12 protein-coding genes are annotated in these 16,458 nt (G+C 73.6%); 5 read left to right on the top strand and 7 right to left on the bottom strand.

Going from position 1 to position 16,458, the window contains the following annotated elements; genetic code table 11:
* Window positions 1-11: 11 nt before the first annotated feature.
* Window positions 12-1,349 (bottom strand): glycoside hydrolase family 32 protein, encoded by a 1,338-nt coding sequence (locus ACT17Q_RS11085; protein ID WP_268531390.1) that lies wholly within the window; start codon window positions 1,347-1,349, stop codon window positions 12-14.
* A gap of 193 nt (window positions 1,350-1,542) precedes the next feature.
* Here ACT17Q_RS11085 and ACT17Q_RS11090 point away from each other — a divergent pair, with 193 nt between their 5' ends.
* From ACT17Q_RS11090 to ACT17Q_RS11105, 4 genes are all read left to right on the top strand, one after another.
* Complete coding sequence (locus ACT17Q_RS11090) at window positions 1,543-3,471, top strand: DUF4914 family protein (protein ID WP_094179592.1); 1,929 nt, start codon at window positions 1,543-1,545, stop codon at window positions 3,469-3,471.
* A 44-nt stretch (window positions 3,472-3,515) separates the two neighbouring features.
* Complete coding sequence (gene dinB, locus ACT17Q_RS11095) at window positions 3,516-4,760, top strand: DNA polymerase IV (protein ID WP_444662449.1); 1,245 nt, start codon at window positions 3,516-3,518, stop codon at window positions 4,758-4,760.
* Window positions 4,761-4,853: 93 nt separating this feature from the next.
* The gene (locus ACT17Q_RS11100; RefSeq protein ID WP_444662451.1) at window positions 4,854-5,777 is read left to right on the top strand and encodes a GmrSD restriction endonuclease domain-containing protein; all 924 of its coding nucleotides are present in this window, start codon (window positions 4,854-4,856) and stop codon (window positions 5,775-5,777) included.
* 219 nt (window positions 5,778-5,996) lie between these two features.
* On the top strand, window positions 5,997-7,652 hold the full coding sequence (locus tag ACT17Q_RS11105) for an ATP-binding cassette domain-containing protein (RefSeq protein WP_444662452.1): 1,656 nt from the start codon (window positions 5,997-5,999) through the stop codon (window positions 7,650-7,652).
* Window positions 7,653-7,688: 36 nt separating this feature from the next.
* Here the strand turns inward: ACT17Q_RS11105 and ACT17Q_RS11110 are convergent, their stop codons facing one another.
* Complete coding sequence (locus ACT17Q_RS11110) at window positions 7,689-9,176, bottom strand: MATE family efflux transporter (protein WP_094179588.1); 1,488 nt, start codon at window positions 9,174-9,176, stop codon at window positions 7,689-7,691.
* 216 nt (window positions 9,177-9,392) lie between these two features.
* Entirely contained in the window at window positions 9,393-9,728 is a 336-nt protein-coding gene (locus ACT17Q_RS11115) for an STAS domain-containing protein (RefSeq protein WP_094179587.1), read from the bottom strand.
* A 214-nt stretch (window positions 9,729-9,942) separates the two neighbouring features.
* Between ACT17Q_RS11115 and ACT17Q_RS11120 the strand changes: the two genes are divergently transcribed.
* The gene (locus ACT17Q_RS11120) at window positions 9,943-10,932 is read left to right on the top strand and encodes an HNH endonuclease (protein WP_444662454.1); all 990 of its coding nucleotides are present in this window, start codon (window positions 9,943-9,945) and stop codon (window positions 10,930-10,932) included.
* On the opposite strand, the gene ACT17Q_RS11125 is transcribed toward ACT17Q_RS11120, so the two are convergent.
* The 4 genes from ACT17Q_RS11125 to ACT17Q_RS11140 form a co-directional block, all read right to left on the bottom strand.
* On the bottom strand, window positions 10,929-12,353 hold the full coding sequence (locus ACT17Q_RS11125; RefSeq protein WP_268533703.1) for an HNH endonuclease signature motif containing protein: 1,425 nt from the start codon (window positions 12,351-12,353) through the stop codon (window positions 10,929-10,931). The genes ACT17Q_RS11120 and ACT17Q_RS11125 overlap by 4 nt on opposite strands.
* Before the next feature lie 182 nt (window positions 12,354-12,535).
* A complete protein-coding gene (locus tag ACT17Q_RS11130) occupies window positions 12,536-13,945 on the bottom strand; it encodes a dicarboxylate/amino acid:cation symporter (RefSeq protein ID WP_444662457.1) in 1,410 nt (469 codons plus the stop codon).
* Between the two features lie 402 nt (window positions 13,946-14,347).
* Window positions 14,348-15,832, bottom strand: coding sequence for an amino acid permease (locus ACT17Q_RS11135; protein WP_094179583.1), 1,485 nt, complete (start codon window positions 15,830-15,832; stop codon window positions 14,348-14,350).
* 118 nt (window positions 15,833-15,950) lie between these two features.
* Window positions 15,951-16,373, bottom strand: a complete 423-nt coding sequence (locus ACT17Q_RS11140) for an SRPBCC family protein (protein WP_243861107.1) — start codon at window positions 16,371-16,373, stop codon at window positions 15,951-15,953.
* Window positions 16,374-16,458: the final 85 nt, after the last annotated feature.

Here is a 16,458-nt window from a genome sequence, read left to right on the forward strand (position 1 = left end):
CCGGGCGGTGCTCAGCCCGCGAGCTCGCTGAGCACCGCCCGGCGCGTCACCTGCTCCGTCAGCGCGATGCGGCCCTCGTCGGCGAACACCTCGACGACGCCGGCGTCGGCGACGACGAGCAGGTCGACGTCCCGGTCGGGCAGCGCGACGGCGGCACGGTGGTGCTCGGGCGGGACCGCGGCCGGCGCGCACCGCGCCCGGTCGACGACGAGCAGCCGCTCGCCGGGTCCCCCCTCGACACGCACCCCGAGGCGCAGCGCGGGGTCCTGGCGGGCGTGCAGGACGAGTTCGCGCCGCTCCGCTCGCGCGACGCGGACGCGATGCACCGCCAGGCCCGGGAGCGGGCCGGCGGGCAGCACCGGCACGGAGCGCACGACGAGGTCCGCGAGCGAGCGGACCTCGGCCCCGGGGCTCGCGGGGACCAGCTCGAGGTCCCGTGCGAGCGTCATGGTGGCGCCCCACGGCTCGCCCCGCAGGTCACGCGCGTACAGCCAGGACCCGGCCCAGCCGAGCGACACCGCCCGGCCGCCCGGGGCGTCGGCGAAGGTCACCGCCGCGTAGTGGTCGTGCCCTCGGTCGAGCCAGCGCGTGTCGTCGTGCGCCGCCGTGAACGTGGTGCCGTCGAACTCACCGACGACGTACTGGGTCGCCGAGCCACCGCCCGTGGGGCCGCCGCGGTCGACGTTGACCAGCAGCACCCACGCGGTGGAGTCACCGCCGGCGACCGGCACGCGCACGAGGTCGGGGCACTCCCACTGCCCCTCGACCGACCCGTGCGGCCCGAACGTCGAGACCTGCCGCCACGCGCGCAGGTCCGGCGACGTCCACAGCTCGACGCGCCTCCCGCGCGGGTCCGCGAGCGCCATCCGCCAGTGCCGTGCACCGGGGTCCCAGCGCACCTGCGGGTCGCGCGAGTCCTGGCGGCCGACATCGATCACCGGGTTGCCCGCCCAGCGGGCGAAGGTCCGACCCTCGTCGTGGCTGACCGCGAGCGACTGCGTCTCGGTGCCCGCGCGCGGGGAGGAGGGCGCGTGGTGGCTCGTGAACACGGCGACCATCGGCCCGGCGGGTCCGTCGTCGTCGCGAGCGAACCCGGCCGTGTCGAGGCGGTCGGAGACGACGCAGCCGCTGAACGCCATCTCGTCGGGCGTCGCGGGCAGCGCATGCCCCTCCCACCGCCACGTCACCAGGTCACGCGACGTCGCGTGGCCCCACCCGATCGACCCCCAGTCGTCGCCGTGCGGGTTGTGCTGCATGAACAGGTGCCACACCCCGTCACGGTGGACCAGCCCGTTGGGGTCGTTCATCCAGGTGCCACCGGTCGTGAAGTGCGCGACGGGCCAGCTCATCGCTCCCCCTCTCGTCGGGCTCTGCCGATCACGGTAGGCCGACCTGCGACGACGGGCGCGCCTGTGACCCAGGTCCCAGTCCGCCCCCGTTCGCGGCACGTAATCTCCGAGTCAAGTGCGGACCGCGTACCGGTGTTCTCGCGCCCGTCTCACGTCGGGCTCGCCGGACGGGTCCCCGACGAAGGGAGCACCCGTGGACACCCTGACGGCCCTGTCCGCAGTCCACCTGCCGCCCGCCGTGCGCGCCGCGCTCGACGCGAGCCCCCGCGTGCTCGTCCCGCAGACGCGCGAAGAGCTGTATCGGCTCACCCTCGGGCCCGTGGGCGGACCGATCCATGAGGTCGCGTACGACGTCGAGACGGACGAGGGCGTCCGCCGGATCGTCGAGGCCACGGTCACGCGCTGCCGTAACGGCGTCGCCGTGAACTACCCCGAGGACTACATGCGCCGGCGTGACCCGGACTGCATGCGCATCGCCGACGACCTGCCCACCGACAAGCCGCGCTACCGCGACGTCATGGGCGAGGACTTCGCACCGACCAAGACGGCGACGCTCGAGTGGCTCGGGCGCCAGGACCTCGTCGTCGTGCCGTTCAAGGCCGGCGGCCCCACGTTCGGCTACCCGTCGCTCGCGCTCGTCCCGGTCAACGCCGCCTTCTTCGCGCTCGCCCTGGTCGACCTGCAGGGCTGGGTGACGTTCGACGAGCTCGTCGAGCAGCACGGCGAGTTCGCGCCGCGCTCCATCCTGTACGTCGCGCCGCCCTTCCGGCACACCGTGTTCCACGGCCGTCAGGCCGTCGTGCACGACCGCACGCCCGAGCTCCACGAGGTGTTCGCCTACAACCTCTACCCGGGGCCGAGCGCCAAGAAGGGCGTGTTCTCGGTGCTGCTCGACATCGGCGAGCGCGAGGGCTGGATCACCGCGCACGCCTCGGCGGTGCGCGTCACCACGCCGTACGACAACGAGACCGTCGTCATGCACGAGGGCGCCTCGGGCGGCGGCAAGTCGGAGATGTGCCAGGAGTTCCGGCGCCAGGAGGACGGCCGCATCCTGCTCGGCACGAACGTCGTCACCCAGGAGCCGTACGTCATCACGCTCGCCGAGTCGAGCGCGCTGGCGCCCGTCACGGACGACATGACCCTGTGCCACTCGTCGCTGCAGGACGGCGACGGCCGCCTCGTCATCGCCGACGCCGAGGCCGGCTGGTTCGTCCGCGTCGACAACATGCGCTCGTACGGGGAGGACCCGAACTTCGAGCGCGCCTGCATCCACCCCGACAAGCCGCTCGTGTTCTTCAACATCGCGGGCGTGCCCGACGCGACCGTCCTGCCGTGGGAGCACACGCTCGACTCGAACGGCAAGCCGTGCCCCAACCCGCGTGTGGTGATCGACCGCTCGATGATCCGCAACGTCGTGTCGAAGCCCGAGCACGTCGACGTCCGCACGTTCGGCGTGCGGATGCCCGCATGCACGCGGGAGAACCCGACCTACGGGATCATGGGCGTCACGCACTTCGTCCCGCCCGCGCTCGCATGGGTGTGGCGCCTCATCGCACCGCGCGGTGACAAGAACCCGTCGATCGGCGAGTCCGCGTCGGAGCGGAAGGTCATCAAGCACGGCGGCATGGTGTCCGAGGGCGTCGGGTCGTACTGGCCGTTCTCGACCGGCACCAAGGTCGCGGCCGCGAACCTGCTGCTGCGTCAGCTCGTCGACGCGCACCGCACGCGCTACGTCCTGACGCCGAACCAGCACATCGGCGCCTACCAGGTCGGGTTCGCCGCGGAGTGGATGACCCGCGAGTACCTCGCCCGCCGCGGTGGCGGTCGCGTGCGGCGCGACCAGCTCACGCCCGCGCGCTGCCCGCTGTTCGGCTACACGCTGCGTGAGATGAAGCTCGACGGTCAGCTCGTGCGGCCCACGTGGCTCGCGCCCGAGATGCAGTCGCAGGTGGGTGTCGAGGCGTACGACGAGGGCGCGCGCATCATCTCCTCGTTCTTCCGCTCCGAGCTCGAGCAGTACCTCACGGACGACCTCGACCCGCTGGGCCGAGCGATCATCGACGTGGTGCTGAAGGACGGCTCGGTCGAGGACTACGAGGCGCTCACGCCCCTGCACCTGTGAGCTGACACCTGGCGCGTGTGGGTGGCCGGGTCGAACATGCGTTCGTGGAGTCCCGGCATGCGACGATCCTGCACGCCGACCTCGACGCGTTCTACGCGTCGGTCGAGCAGCGTGACGACCCGCGCCTGCGCGGGCGTCCCGTCGCGGTCGGCGGGGGCGTCGTGCTCGCCGCGTCGTACGAGGCGAAGCGGCGCGGCGTGCGGACCGCGATGGGCGGCCGGCAGGCGCGCGGTCTGTGCCCCGACCTGATCGTCGTGCGGCCACGGTTCGACGCGTACGTCGAGGCGAGCCGCGAGGTGTTCGCGATCTTCCGGGACGTGACGCCGCAGGTGCAGGGCGTGTCGATCGACGAGGCGTTCCTCGACGTGCGAGGGCTGCGCCGCGCCGACCCGAGCGCGCCCGCCGAGCACGCCGCACGGGTCCGCACCCGGGTGCGCGACGAGGTCGGGCTGCCCATCACGGTCGGGGTCGCGCGCACGCCGTTCCTCGCGAAGGTCGCCAGCCGCGTCGCGAAACCCGACGGGCTCCTCGTCGTCGCACCCGACGACGAGGACGCGTTCCTGCACCCGCTGCCCGTCGAGACCCTGTGGGGCGTCGGCGAGAGCACGGCGACGCGGCTGCACGGGTACGGGCTGCGCACCGCCGGCGACGTCGCGGCACTCGACGAGCGCGTGCTGCGCGGGCTGCTGGGGCCTGCGGCCGGCTCGCACCTGTACGCGGTCGTGCACGGCCGCACGCCGGAGCGCGTGGTCACCGACCGGGCGCGCGGCTCGGTCGGCGCCCAGCGCGCGCTCGGCCGGGGGCCGCACTCCCCCGAGGACGTGCGCGCCGCCCTCCTGGGACTCGTGGACCGGGTCTGCCGCCGGATGCGCGCCGGGCACCTGACGGCACGGACCGTCGTGCTGCGGCTGCGGTTCGCCGACTTCTCGCGCGCGACCCGGTCACGGTCGCTCGCGTTCGGCACCGCCTCGAGCGACGAGCTGCGTGACGCGGCGCTGGGGCTGCTCGACGCGGCCCGGGACCTCGTCGCGGCGCGAGGGATCACGCTCGTCGGTGTCGCGCTCACCGGGCTCGCGAGCGACACCGTCGTGCAGCCTCCGCTGCCGCTGTCGCCGCCGCACGACGAGCTCGACCGCACGGTCGACTCGCTCGCGGACCGGTTCGGCTCCCGCGCCGTGCAGCGCGCGAGCCTGCTCGTCGTCGGCGACGGGTTCGAGGCCCCGCAGCTCGACGACGTGACGCGACCGACACGCGGACCTGCGCAGGTCACGGCCCGCGGACGCCGATGATCTGGTCGCAGGCGCGCAGGTGGCGCGCCGGAGTCGACAGGGTGGGGACGGGTGCACGGCTGGAGGCGCGGGCGGGTCCGGCCGGTGCGCGCCGTGGCGGGACTGCTCGCGGCACTCACGCTCGCCGGCTGCTCGGACGTCTCGCTCGGCCCGTCGACCCAGCCGGCGGAACGCCCTCCCGCGACCGCGTCGGCGGACCCGACCGCACCGGCGGACCCGACCGCATCGGCACGCGGGAACGCGGCTCCGCCCGCTCCCACCGCCACCACGGACCCCGGGCCGGCGGTCGCAGCGCTCGACCGGCTCGTCGTCGCGGGCCGGGCCCCGCTCACCGGGTACGACCGCGACCTGTTCGGGTATCGCGCGGTCGACGCGGACCGCAACGGGTGCGACACGCGCAACGACATCCTGCGCCGCGACCTCGTCGACGCCGTGGTGCGCGCCGACGGGTGCGTGGTGCTCTCCGGCACGCTCGTCGACCCGTACTCGGGCCGGACGATCGCCTTCGAGCGCGGTGCCGCGACGTCGGGGGCGGTGCAGGTCGACCACGTGGTCGCGCTCGCCGACGCGTGGCAGAAGGGTGCGCAGCGGTGGGACGCGGCGACGCGTGAGGCGTTCGCGAACGACCCGCTCAACCTGCTCGCCGTCGACGGCACGTTGAACGCCGCGAAGGGCTCGGGTGACGCTGCCACGTGGTTGCCGCCCGCGCGCGGCTCGCGGTGCGCGTACGTCGCGCGGCAGGTCGCGGTGAAGCAGGCCTACGCACTGCGGGTCACGGCCGCCGAGCACGACGCGATCGCGCGCGTGCTGCGCTCCTGCCCCGGCGAGGCCCTCCCCCCACCCAGCCCGGTCACGCCCCGCCGCGCGACGACCGGCGGGGCGCCGACTCCGCCACCGGCCGGGTCCTTCGCGAGCTGCGCGGACGCCCGCGCCGCGGGTGCGGCACCCCTCCACGCGGGCGACCCGGGGTACCGCCCCGGGCTCGACGGGGACGGCGACGGGATCGCCTGCGAGTAGCAGCGGCACACGCGCGTCGTCGGCCGCACGATCGCGACCCCTGGTAATTCGCTCGCCCCGAGGACGACCCCCGTGCGAGGCTCGGACGTCCTTGTCGTCGACCTAGGTGGTGATCATGACGGGCACCCGGTTCGCGCCGCACCAGCCGCGCTGACCCGAAGCCCCGCCGCGTCGGCGAGGGCACCGGGTTCGCGCACTCGTCGAACCCCGGGAGCTCGTATGTCCACGCCCACCACCTCCGCGCGCGCCCACGCGCGCTCCAGCCTCACCTTCACCGACGTCACCTTCGTCCACCCGGACGGCGCGGTCACGCTCGACGGCGTCACAGGGTCTTTCGGGCCCGGCCGCACGGGCCTGCTCGGCGCCAACGGCTCCGGCAAGTCGACCCTGCTGCGCCTGGCCGCGGGTCACCTCGCGCCGACGACCGGCACGGTCACCGCCGCGGGCGACGTCGCCTACCTGCCGCAGCACGTCGCGCTCGACACGACGTCGACGGTCGCGGACCTCCTCGGCGTCGGGGCCACGCTCGCCGCGCTGCGCGCGATCGAGTCGGGCGACTCCCGCGAGGAGCTGTTCGAGGCGGTCGGCGACGCGTGGGACGTCGAGTCCCGAGCCGCCGAGGCGCTGCGCCCGATCGGCCTGGACGCCCGCGACCTGGACCGGGCGTCGGCGACGCTGTCGGGAGGAGAGGCCGTGCTCGTCGCGGTCACGGGGCTTCGCCTGCGCCGGGCGGCGGTCACGTTGCTCGACGAGCCCACGAACAACCTCGACCGGGACGCACGTGCCGCGCTCCGCTCCGAGCTGCGCGCGTGGCCCGGCGCGCTCGTCGTCGTGTCGCACGACGTCGCGCTGCTCGAGGAGATGGACGAGGTCGCCGAGCTGTACGCGCACCGCCTGACGGTGCACGGCGGCCCGTACTCGTCGTGGCGGTCCTGGCTCGACACCGAGCAGGCAGCCGCGGCCCGCGCCGCGCGGTCGGCGGAGCAGCAGGTCAAGGTCGAGAAGCGGCAGCGGGTCGAGGCCGAGACCAAGCTCGCACGCCGTGCCCGGCAGGGACGGGCCATGGCGGCGAACGCCAAGGCCGCGCCGATCGTGCTCAACGCCTGGGCGTCGAAGTCCGAGGTCTCGGCCGGCCGGCACCGGCGCACCATGGACGAGCGGCTCGCGACGAGCCGTGCGGCCGCGGACGCGGCGGCGGCCCGGCTGCGGGACGACGAGGCGGTCCACCTCGACCTGCCCGACCCGGACGTCCCACGCGGACGGCGCATCGCCGAGCTGCCGGGCGCTGCGGACGTCGCGGGTGGTGTCGTGCGGGTCCAGGGGCCCGAGCGGGTGGGCGTCGTCGGCGCGAACGGCGTCGGCAAGACGACGCTGGTCGAGCTGCTGGTCGGCACCGCGGCGGACCGACCCGACCTGCCCGTCGACCCGGACCGCGTGCGCCGGTTCACGCACCTCGTCGGCTACCTCCCCCAGCGGTCGTGGCACCTGGACGACGAGGACAGCGCGCTGACGATCGTCGGCGCGGCGGCGCCCACGGTGCCGGATCGTGAGCTGCGCAACCGGCTCGCACGCCTGCTCCTGCGCGGCGACACCGTGCACCGGCCGGTCGGGACCCTCTCCGGCGGCGAGCGGTTCCGGGTCGCGCTCGCACGGCTCCTGCTCGCCGACCCCACGCCCCAGCTGCTGGTGCTCGACGAGCCGACGAACGACCTGGACCTGACCACGGTCGACCAGCTCGTCGCCGCGCTCGACGCCTACCGGGGGGCGCTGGTCGTCGTCAGCCACGACGAGCACTTCCTGGGGCGGCTCGGCCTGGACCGCGTGCTCGAGCTCGGGCCGGACGGCGCTCTGCGCGAGGTGACCCTCCCGCACTGACCGGTCGGGACGGTGCACCGTCCCTGCGCCCGCGCGTCAGCGCGTGGGCGCAGGGACGTCCGGCTCGTCGAGCAGACGCTCGTCGCGGCTGCGCGGCTGCGGCACGACCGCCTCGACGACGAGCGACCCCTCGGCGGGGCCCTCCACGAGGACCGGTTCGACGCCCGACCGGGGCTGCGGACCGGACGCCGGGCGGGCGACGGCCATCGCCCGGTGCGCGCGCAGGTACGCGGGCACCAGCAGCACCACGGCACCGACCCAGGCGAGCGGGTTGCTCCAGACGACGCCCGCGTACCCGAACGCCGAGCCGAGGACCATCGCCGCACCGACCCGCATCACCAGCTCGATGATCCCCGTGATCGTCGGCACGGCCGCCTGCCCGAGCCCCTGCAGCGCGCCGCGCAGCACGAACAGGACGCCGAGCAGGCAGTACATCGCCCCGTTCACCGTGAGGAACTGCGCGGCCATGTCGACCACGCGCTGCTCGCCGGGCCCGACGAACAGCTCGACGATCATCCCGCCGAAGCCGACCAGCACGACGCCCAGGACGAGCGACCCGGCGACCGACATCCCGACGCCCTGGACGACGCCGCGACGGATCCGGTCCGGGCGTCCCGCACCGAGGTTCTGGGCCGTGAACGTGGAGACCGCCAGGCCGAGCGACGCGAGGAGCGCGACGGCCAGGCCGTCGACCCGGGCGGCCGTGGTGTACGCCGCGACCGCGTCCGCACCGAGCTCGTTCAGGCGCAGCTGCACCGCGAGCGCGCCGATGGCGATGATCGAGGCCTGGAAGCCCATCGGCAGGCCGAGCCGCAGGTGACGCGTCACGTCCTCGCGGGTCAGCCGGAAGTCGGCTCGGCCCACGTGCAGGACGGGGACGCGCTTGCTGACGTACCAGAGGCACAGCGCGACGGACACGCCCTGGGAGACGAGGGTCGCGAGCGCCGCGCCACCGACCCCGTACCCGGCGCCACGCACGATCGCGAGCACGAGCAGGATATTCAGCACGCAGCTCACCGCGAGGAACACCAGCGGCGTGCGGGAGTCACCGATCGCGCGGATCACCGCCGCGAGGAAGTTGTAGAACATGGTGGTGACGGAGCCCGCGAAGCTCACGACCGCGAAGGTGTGCGCCTGGTCGAACAGCTCGGGCGGCGTCTGCAGGAGGCGCAGCGCCGGCCCGGTCAGGAGCACGGCGCCGACCGAGATCACGACGCTGGCGACGCCCGTGAGGACCGCACCGGTGGCCACCGACCGCCGCACGGCCGCGTGGTCACCGGCGCCGAACGCCTGAGCGGTCGGGATCGCGAAGCCCGAGGTCATCCCCCACGCGAACCCGATCAGCAGGAACAACAGGCTGCCCGTCGACCCGACCGCGGCGAGCGCGTCGACCCCGAGCGTGCGGCCGACGATCATGGCGTCGGCGATCTGGTAGAGCTGCTGGACGACGTTGCCGATGAGCAGCGGGATGCAGAAGACGAGGATGACGCGCCAGGGGCGGCCGGTCGTGAGGACCTTGGCCATGAGGGAACAGCGCTCCGGGGGGTCGGGTGGGCGGGCCCGACGAGGTCGACCCCACGCACCGGCGCGGTGAGCCGACCTGCGCCGCGCGAGGTCGTATCGATACGATCGTATCGTTACGACCGTCGCTCACCAGTGATTTTCCGGGGTTCTCTCGCAGACGACGATGTCGGTCCGCTCACACCCGCCCGGGCAACCTCACCGGGCGCCACCCCGAGGTCAGGCGACCGGGGCCACCTCGTCCTCGTCCGCCGGCAGGAGCGACGCCGCCCCGACAATCTCCAGGACGTCCCGGACCGCCCGGCTCGGGTCACGCAGCGACAGCACGAGCCCCGACTCCCGCGCCGCGCGCAACAGCTGCATCACGAACGCGAGCCCGGACGAGTCGATGAACGTCACCTCGGACGCGTCGATCACGATCGGGAAGTCGCTCGTGAGGGCCGCGACCATCGAGCTGCTCGCCTGCTCCCGGAGCGCGACGTCGACCTCCCCGACCATGCGGACGACCGTCAGCCCGGGCTCCGCCTCGACGCGGATCTCCCCCGCAGCGACCACTTCGTCTCCTCGTCCGCCCTCGACCTCACTCGCAGCCGGTGTGACAGTACGCGCTCGCGGCGCGCCCGCCACCCGTGCGGGAGCGATCCCGCTCACACCGTCACCGGGACAACGCCCCGGGCACCCGTCTCGTTCCCGACGGGGTGCACGCGCGCACGGGTGAAGCTCGGGCACGTCCTTGCCCCAGCGGGCCCGACGGTGCTGAGCTCGACCCGTGGAGGCGCGCCCGCGGACGGTCGACGTCCGGTCACCGGACCGGACCTTCTGGAGCTGCTTCACCCGCGCGAGCGACCCCCTGGGCAACCTCTACGGCGACGTCCTCGGCACGAGGTACGAGTACGACTCCCACGTCGTCAACCACACGCGGGTGTCCGTCGGCGACGTCCTCGTCCTGCGTGACGACCACCTCGTCCTCGGGTTCGGGGTCGTCGACCACGTCACCAGCCGCGACGGGGTCACGATCATGGAGCGGTGCGTGCGCTGCGAGTCCAGCGACCTGTCCACGCGCGCACGCAAGAGCCCCCGCTACCGGTGCAACGACTGCAAGGAGGAGTTCGACGAGCCGCACCTCGTCCCGAAGGACGTGACCCTGTACGTCGCGGACTACTCGACATGGTGGACGAGCCTGAGCTCCCCTGCGCCGGTCAAGGCCCTCGAGTCGCTGTACGCGGGACGTGACAGGCAGAACGCGATCCGCCGGCTCGACCCGGTTCCGACGATCGAGATGCTGGCCTTCCACAGCGGTGTCGAGGGGGCGCTGCAGCTGGACATCCTGGTCGAGTCACGCGACCTGCCCGGCGGTCACGTCGAGGTGGTCGCACGACAGCGGGTCGGTCAGCAGAGGTTCCGCGACGCGATGTTCGACAGGTTCGGCACGACGTGCGCGATCACCGGCACGCAGCCACGCGAGGTGCTCGACGCGGCACACCTGTACTCGTACGCCGACCACGGCGAGCACCACGTCGACGGAGGGCTGCTGCTCCGCGCGGACGTGCACCGCCTGTTCGACCGGCTCCTGGTGACGATCGACCCCGAGTCGTGGCACTCGGTCGTGGCACCTCCCCTTCTCTCGCGCTACCCCTCACTGCGTCAGCTGGACGCCGCTCCCGTCCGCGTCCCGATCGAGCTGCGCCCGTCGCCGGACCTGCTCGCCGAGCACCACCGGTCGTCCCGACGGCGCTGGAAGGACCTCGTCCCGGTCTAGGGCGCAGCGTCGTCGCGGACTCGCGCGACGCGCGACCGACCCGCTTGCGGCGAGGTGGGGGCGGACAGGACGGGCTGCGGTCGCACCAGGTACCGGACACCGAGGTGCGATGTCCACTCGACGCCGCCGTCCGGAACACTGCGCCGCGCCTTCCACAGACCTTTCGTCTTGAGGTCATGGTGCCCCTTGCAGAGCGGTTGGAGGTTGTCGGCGCGGGTCTGCGGCGGGTCCCCGCTCGCCGCCGCGGCGGCCGGCGCCTCGCGCCAAGGCTCGACGTGGTCGAGCTCGCACGAGGCGGCCGGGCGGACGCAGCCGGGGAACGTGCAGGTCTGGTCCCGCGCCGAGACGTGCCCGCCGAGCACGCGGCCCGGCCGGTACGCGCGGGTGGACCGTTCGACGAGCGTCCCGTCCAGGGGGTCGGTCAGCAGGCGTCGCCAGGTGGCGTCCTGCGCGACCTGGCGTGCGACATCGGCGGGCAGCGGCCCGTACCCGGCGAGCTCGGCGGGGTTCTCGTCGAGGCCGAGCAGCGTCGAGGCCGCGACGGTCACCTGGACCTGCGGACGCGCGCCGCGCCTGCCGGGCACGGACGTCCCGCACGGGAGGGTCCCCTGGTCGGCGATCGTCCGGAAGATCGACACGAGCACGTCGGCGCGTCGCTGGTCGCGTGTGCGGTGGTCGTGGGCGTCGACGGGCTCGGTCGCCGCGTCGAGCACGGCCTTCACGAGCATGGCGTCCGGCGCAGGCACGAAGGCCGACACCCAGGCCATGCCGTCCGGCGCCCACCCGGTCTCGACGCGCCGCTGCTCGACGGCCCGGCGCGACCGTTCGCGCGCCGCGGCGGGGTCGACGGCGATGACCTCGCGCCGTACGACACGCCGCAGCTGCGTCGGCGTGAGGTCGCCGGCCCTCTCGGCCGCGATCTGCGCCACCGCGTTCGCTGCGGCGTCGACAGCCGCCACGTCGGGCAGCGCGTCGGTGCCGACGACGAGCGCGGCGAGCTCGTCGAGGACGGCGTCGACCTTGCGCGAGTCCATCGCACCGTCACGCAGCGCGGTCTCGACGGCGGGGAGCTCACCGAGGCCCGCGGCTCGTGAGACGAGCACCTGCGCGGCGGTGCGAGTGCTCGCGAGCGCCGAGGCGATCTCGTCGGCGAGCACGCCTGTCGCGTCGTACCCGCGCGCGACGAGGTCGCGGACCGCGCGCGCCTGCGCGGCGAGGGCCACCCCGACGAGCTGCTGCCACCCGACGACCTGCTCGAGGAGCGCGACGTCGTCGGCATCGCCCGCCTGCATGGCCTCCAGGAGCGCCGCGAGCTCGGACGCGGTCGCCCCGGGTCGCGGGAACACCGGCGGATGGGCCGGCCACTCGACCAGGGTGCGGCCGGGCATGGACGCGCGCATCGGCACCGATGTCTCCCGCACCGGACTCACCTCCTCCCCACTCCTCGAACAAGTGTTCCATCCGGCACGCACCCGCAAGGCCTCGGCGCGACATCTGTGGACGGGCTGTCGCACCAGGCGTCACCCCGCGCACCACGAAGGGCCCCGACCGCCCGCAGGCGATCGGGGCCCTTCGTGGTGCGCAGACGCCCGGAAGGCCGGCGTCAGCCCACCGCGACCGGCTCACGGCTCGCGGCCGGGTCCTGCGCCTCGACGACCGTCACGGGCTCGTCGTCGGAGAACAGGTCCTCCACCGACGCGGACCGGTACCGGTCGAGGTCGAGGATGCCCTCGCGCCGTGCGACGACGGTCGGCACGAGCGCCTGGCCCGCGACGTTCACGGCGGTGCGGCCCATGTCGAGGATCGGGTCGATCGCGAGCAGCAGCCCGACGCCGGCGAGCGGCAGCCCCAGGGTCGAGAGCGTGAGCGTGAGCATGACGACCGCGCCGGTGAGACCGGCGGTGGCCGCGGACCCGACGACGGACACGAACGCGATGAGCAGGTAGTCGGTGACGGACAGGTCGATCCCGAAGATCTGGGCGACGAAGATCGCGGAGATGGCCGGGTAGATCGAGGCGCAACCGTCCATCTTGGTCGTCGCGCCGAGCGGCACGGCGAACGACGCGTACGAGGACGGCACGCCGAGGTTCCGCTCGGTGACGCGCTGCGTCACGGGCAGCGTGCCGACCGAGGACCGCGAGACGAACGCGAGCTGGATCGCGGGCCACGCGCCGCGGAAGAACGACAGCACGTGCAGCCCGTGCGCCCGCAGGATCACGGGGTACACGACGAGCAGCACGACGAGCAGGCCGGTGTAGATCGCGGCGGCGTAGGTGGCGAGCGGCGAGAGCAGGTCCCACCCGTAGGTGGCGACGGCCTTGCCGATGAGCCCGAGGGTCCCGAGCGGCGCGAGGCGGATGACCCACCACAGGACCTTCTGGACCACGGCGAGCGCGGACCGGTTGAACGCGAGGAACGGCTCGGCCGCCTTGCCGGTGCGCAGCGCGGCGATGCCGACGACGAGCGCGACGACGACGATCTGCAGCACGTTGAACGAGATCGACGTGCTCGCGGTGCCGTCCTCGACCTGGGTCGAGGCGCCGAGACCGAGGAAGTTGCCCGGGATCAGACCGTTGAGGAAGTCGATCCAGGAGCCGGTCCTGGTGGGCTCGCTGCCGGTGCTCGGGTCGAGGGTGGAGCGCGCGCCGGGCTGGAACAGCAGCCCGAGGCCGATGCCCACGGCGACCGAGATCGCGGCGGTGACGGCGAACCACAGCAGCGTCTGGCCCGCGAGGCGGGCGGCGTTGGTGACGTGCCGCAGGTTCGCGATGGACGCGACGATGGCGAGGAAGACGAGCGGCGGGACGATCGCCTTGAGGAGGGTGACGAACGACGACCCGATGGTGTCGAGCGTCGTCGTCAGCCAGTTCTCGGAGCCGTCGGCGACGGGTCCCAGCCGGAGGGCGACCCAGCCGAGCAGCACGCCGAGGGCGAGGCCGAGCACCACCTGGACGGTGAAGGAGGGGAACCGCCGCCGCGTGCGGGCGGTCGGAGGGGTGGACGTGTCGGACACGTGGAGACCTTTCGAGGGCGCACGACGACGCGCGTCGTGCCGCGATCAGAGGGACGGCACCGGGGCCGGGCGGAGCCCGACGAACGTGCGCGGGCCGCGAGGGCGCGGCAGGGAGGACCGACGCAGGAGGTCGGTGCGGGGCGCGGGCGTGACGCCGGCGCGAGGAAGGGTCAGGCCGGGCGGGCCGGGCTCACCAGCTGCGTGCGCGGCGACAGAGCGCGCTGGCGACCAGGGACAGGTCGACGGCACGGCGCTCGGTCAGGTTCCACGCGCTCACGCGGAGCAGCTCCTCGGGGACGGGAGTTCGTCGAGAACTCGTCGGGCGCGTCTCGTCGTCCCAGGTCCGGGACGACAGCGCCCGTCGAGTGTACGACGACCGATTCATCCCACCAAAGAGCCAGGTCAGCCGGGCCGCACCGGCGTCCGCGCCGGCTCCTGGGCCTTCCCGACCCGCGAGTGCGCGCGGGAGTAGGTGAAGTAGATGACGAACCCGATCGCGAGCCACACGACGAACCGCAGCCACGTCTCGACGGGCAGGTTGAGCGCGAGGTAGAGGCAGATGGCGGCCGAGGCGATCGGCAGCACCGGCACCCACGGCACCCGGAACGCGCGCGGCAGGTCCGGGCGGGTGCGCCGGAGCACGATGACCCCGATGCTGACCAGGACGAACGCCGACAGCGTCCCGATGTTGACCATCTCCTCGAGCACGCCCACGGGGGTCAGCCCGGCGACGACCGCGCACACCGCCGTGACGATCGCGGTGATGACCCACGGCGTGCGGAACGTCGGGTGGACCTTCGCGAGGCCGGGCGGCAGCAGGTGGTCGCGGCTCATCGCGAACATCACGCGGGACGCGCCGATCATGAGCGTCAGCACCACGGTGGTCAGCCCCGCGACCGCGCCCGCGGAGATCACGGTCGCCATCCAGTCCTGCCCGTGCACCTCGAACGCGTTGGCGAGGGCGGCCTCGGGCGACAGCTCGTCGAACGGCACCATCCCGGTCACGACGAGCGCGACCGCGCAGTACAGGACCGTGCAGATGAGGAGCGAGCCGATGATGCCGATCGGCAGGTCACGCTTCGGGTTGCGGGTCTCCTCGGCGGTCGTCGCGACGACGTCGAACCCGATGTAGGCGAAGAACACGAGCGCCGCCCCCGCGAAGATCCCGCCCACGCCGAACGCGGCGGGCTCGATGCCGAGCATCGCCTGGAGCAGGGGCTGCGTGAGTCCGGAGGTGGTCTCGGTGGGCTGCGACGGCGGCACGAACGGCTCGTAGTTGGCCGCCGAGACGAACTGGATGCCCGCGAAGATCACGAACAGCACGATGAACAGCTTGATCCCGACGAGCACGAGGTTGACCCGCATGGACTCCTTGATGCCGATCGTGATGAGCCCGCCGAGCACGAGGACCAGCACCACCGCCGGCACGTCCACCACGCCGCCGTACCCGATCGACTCGGGGATGTCGAGGCCGACCTGGGACAGGAACGTGCCGAGGTACGCGCTCCACCCCTGCGCGACGACGCTCGCGCCGAGGAACATCTCGAGCAGCAGGTCCCACCCGACGATCCAGGCGAGCAGCTCCCCGAGGCTCGCGTAGCTGAAGGTGTACGCGGAGCCGGACACCGGCACGGTGGACGCGAACTCGGCGTAGCACATCGCGGCGAGCGCGCAGCAGACCGCCGCGACCACGAACGACAGGACGATCGCCGGGCCGGCGGTCTCGTGCGCCGCGCGCCCGGTGAGCGTGAAGATGCCGGCACCGATGACGACGCCGACGCCGAAGACGATGAGGTCGAGCGGCCCGAGCGACCGCTTGAGCTGGTACTCGGGCTCGTCGGCGTCGGCCAGCGACTGCTCGATCGTCTTCGTCCGCAGCAAGCTCATGCGCCGTCTCCCTCGTCCGTCCGCCCCGCCGGCTGCGAGCAAGTCTGGCGCAGGCGACCCGCGTGCGCGCGGTGTCGGTGACCAGAATGTCCCAGGTCGCGCACGGCGAGAAGGGACGTCAGTCCGACGAGGTGCGGCGCTCCGCGATGTACGCGAGGCGCCGCAGCGACTCGGTGTTGCGCGCGCGCAGCACGGCCGCGCGCAGGGGCCGCGGCACGAGCGTGCCCGGACCTCGGACCGCGTCCTCGTCGATGCGGACCAGGCACCCGTCGCCGCTCGCCTTGACGCGGATCGAGATGGCGGCCTCCCCCGCGGGCCAGCCGCGCGCCACGAGGTCGATGCCGTGCTCGGGGTCCCACGTGCGCACGTCGGTGACGTCGTCGAGGAGCGCGGGCCACAGGCCCACGGAGTGCTCGATCCGGGCTCCCTCGACGGGCCAGTCGGGGCTGACCGACCGGATCCGCGACGTCCCGACGACCCAGGCGGCGTAGCTCCAGCCGTCGGCGAGGACGTCGAGCACCGCGGCGGGTGCGCAGCTCATGCGTCGCACGACCGTGACCATGGTTCCCCCCTCCGTCGCCGCCCCCCGTCCGAGGGTGGGGTCCATGGTGCGTCCCGCGCGCCGG

The sequence above is a fragment of the Cellulomonas sp. CW35 genome (assembly GCF_052378485.1).
Classification (GTDB): Bacteria; Actinomycetota; Actinomycetes; order Actinomycetales; family Cellulomonadaceae; genus Cellulomonas; species Cellulomonas uda.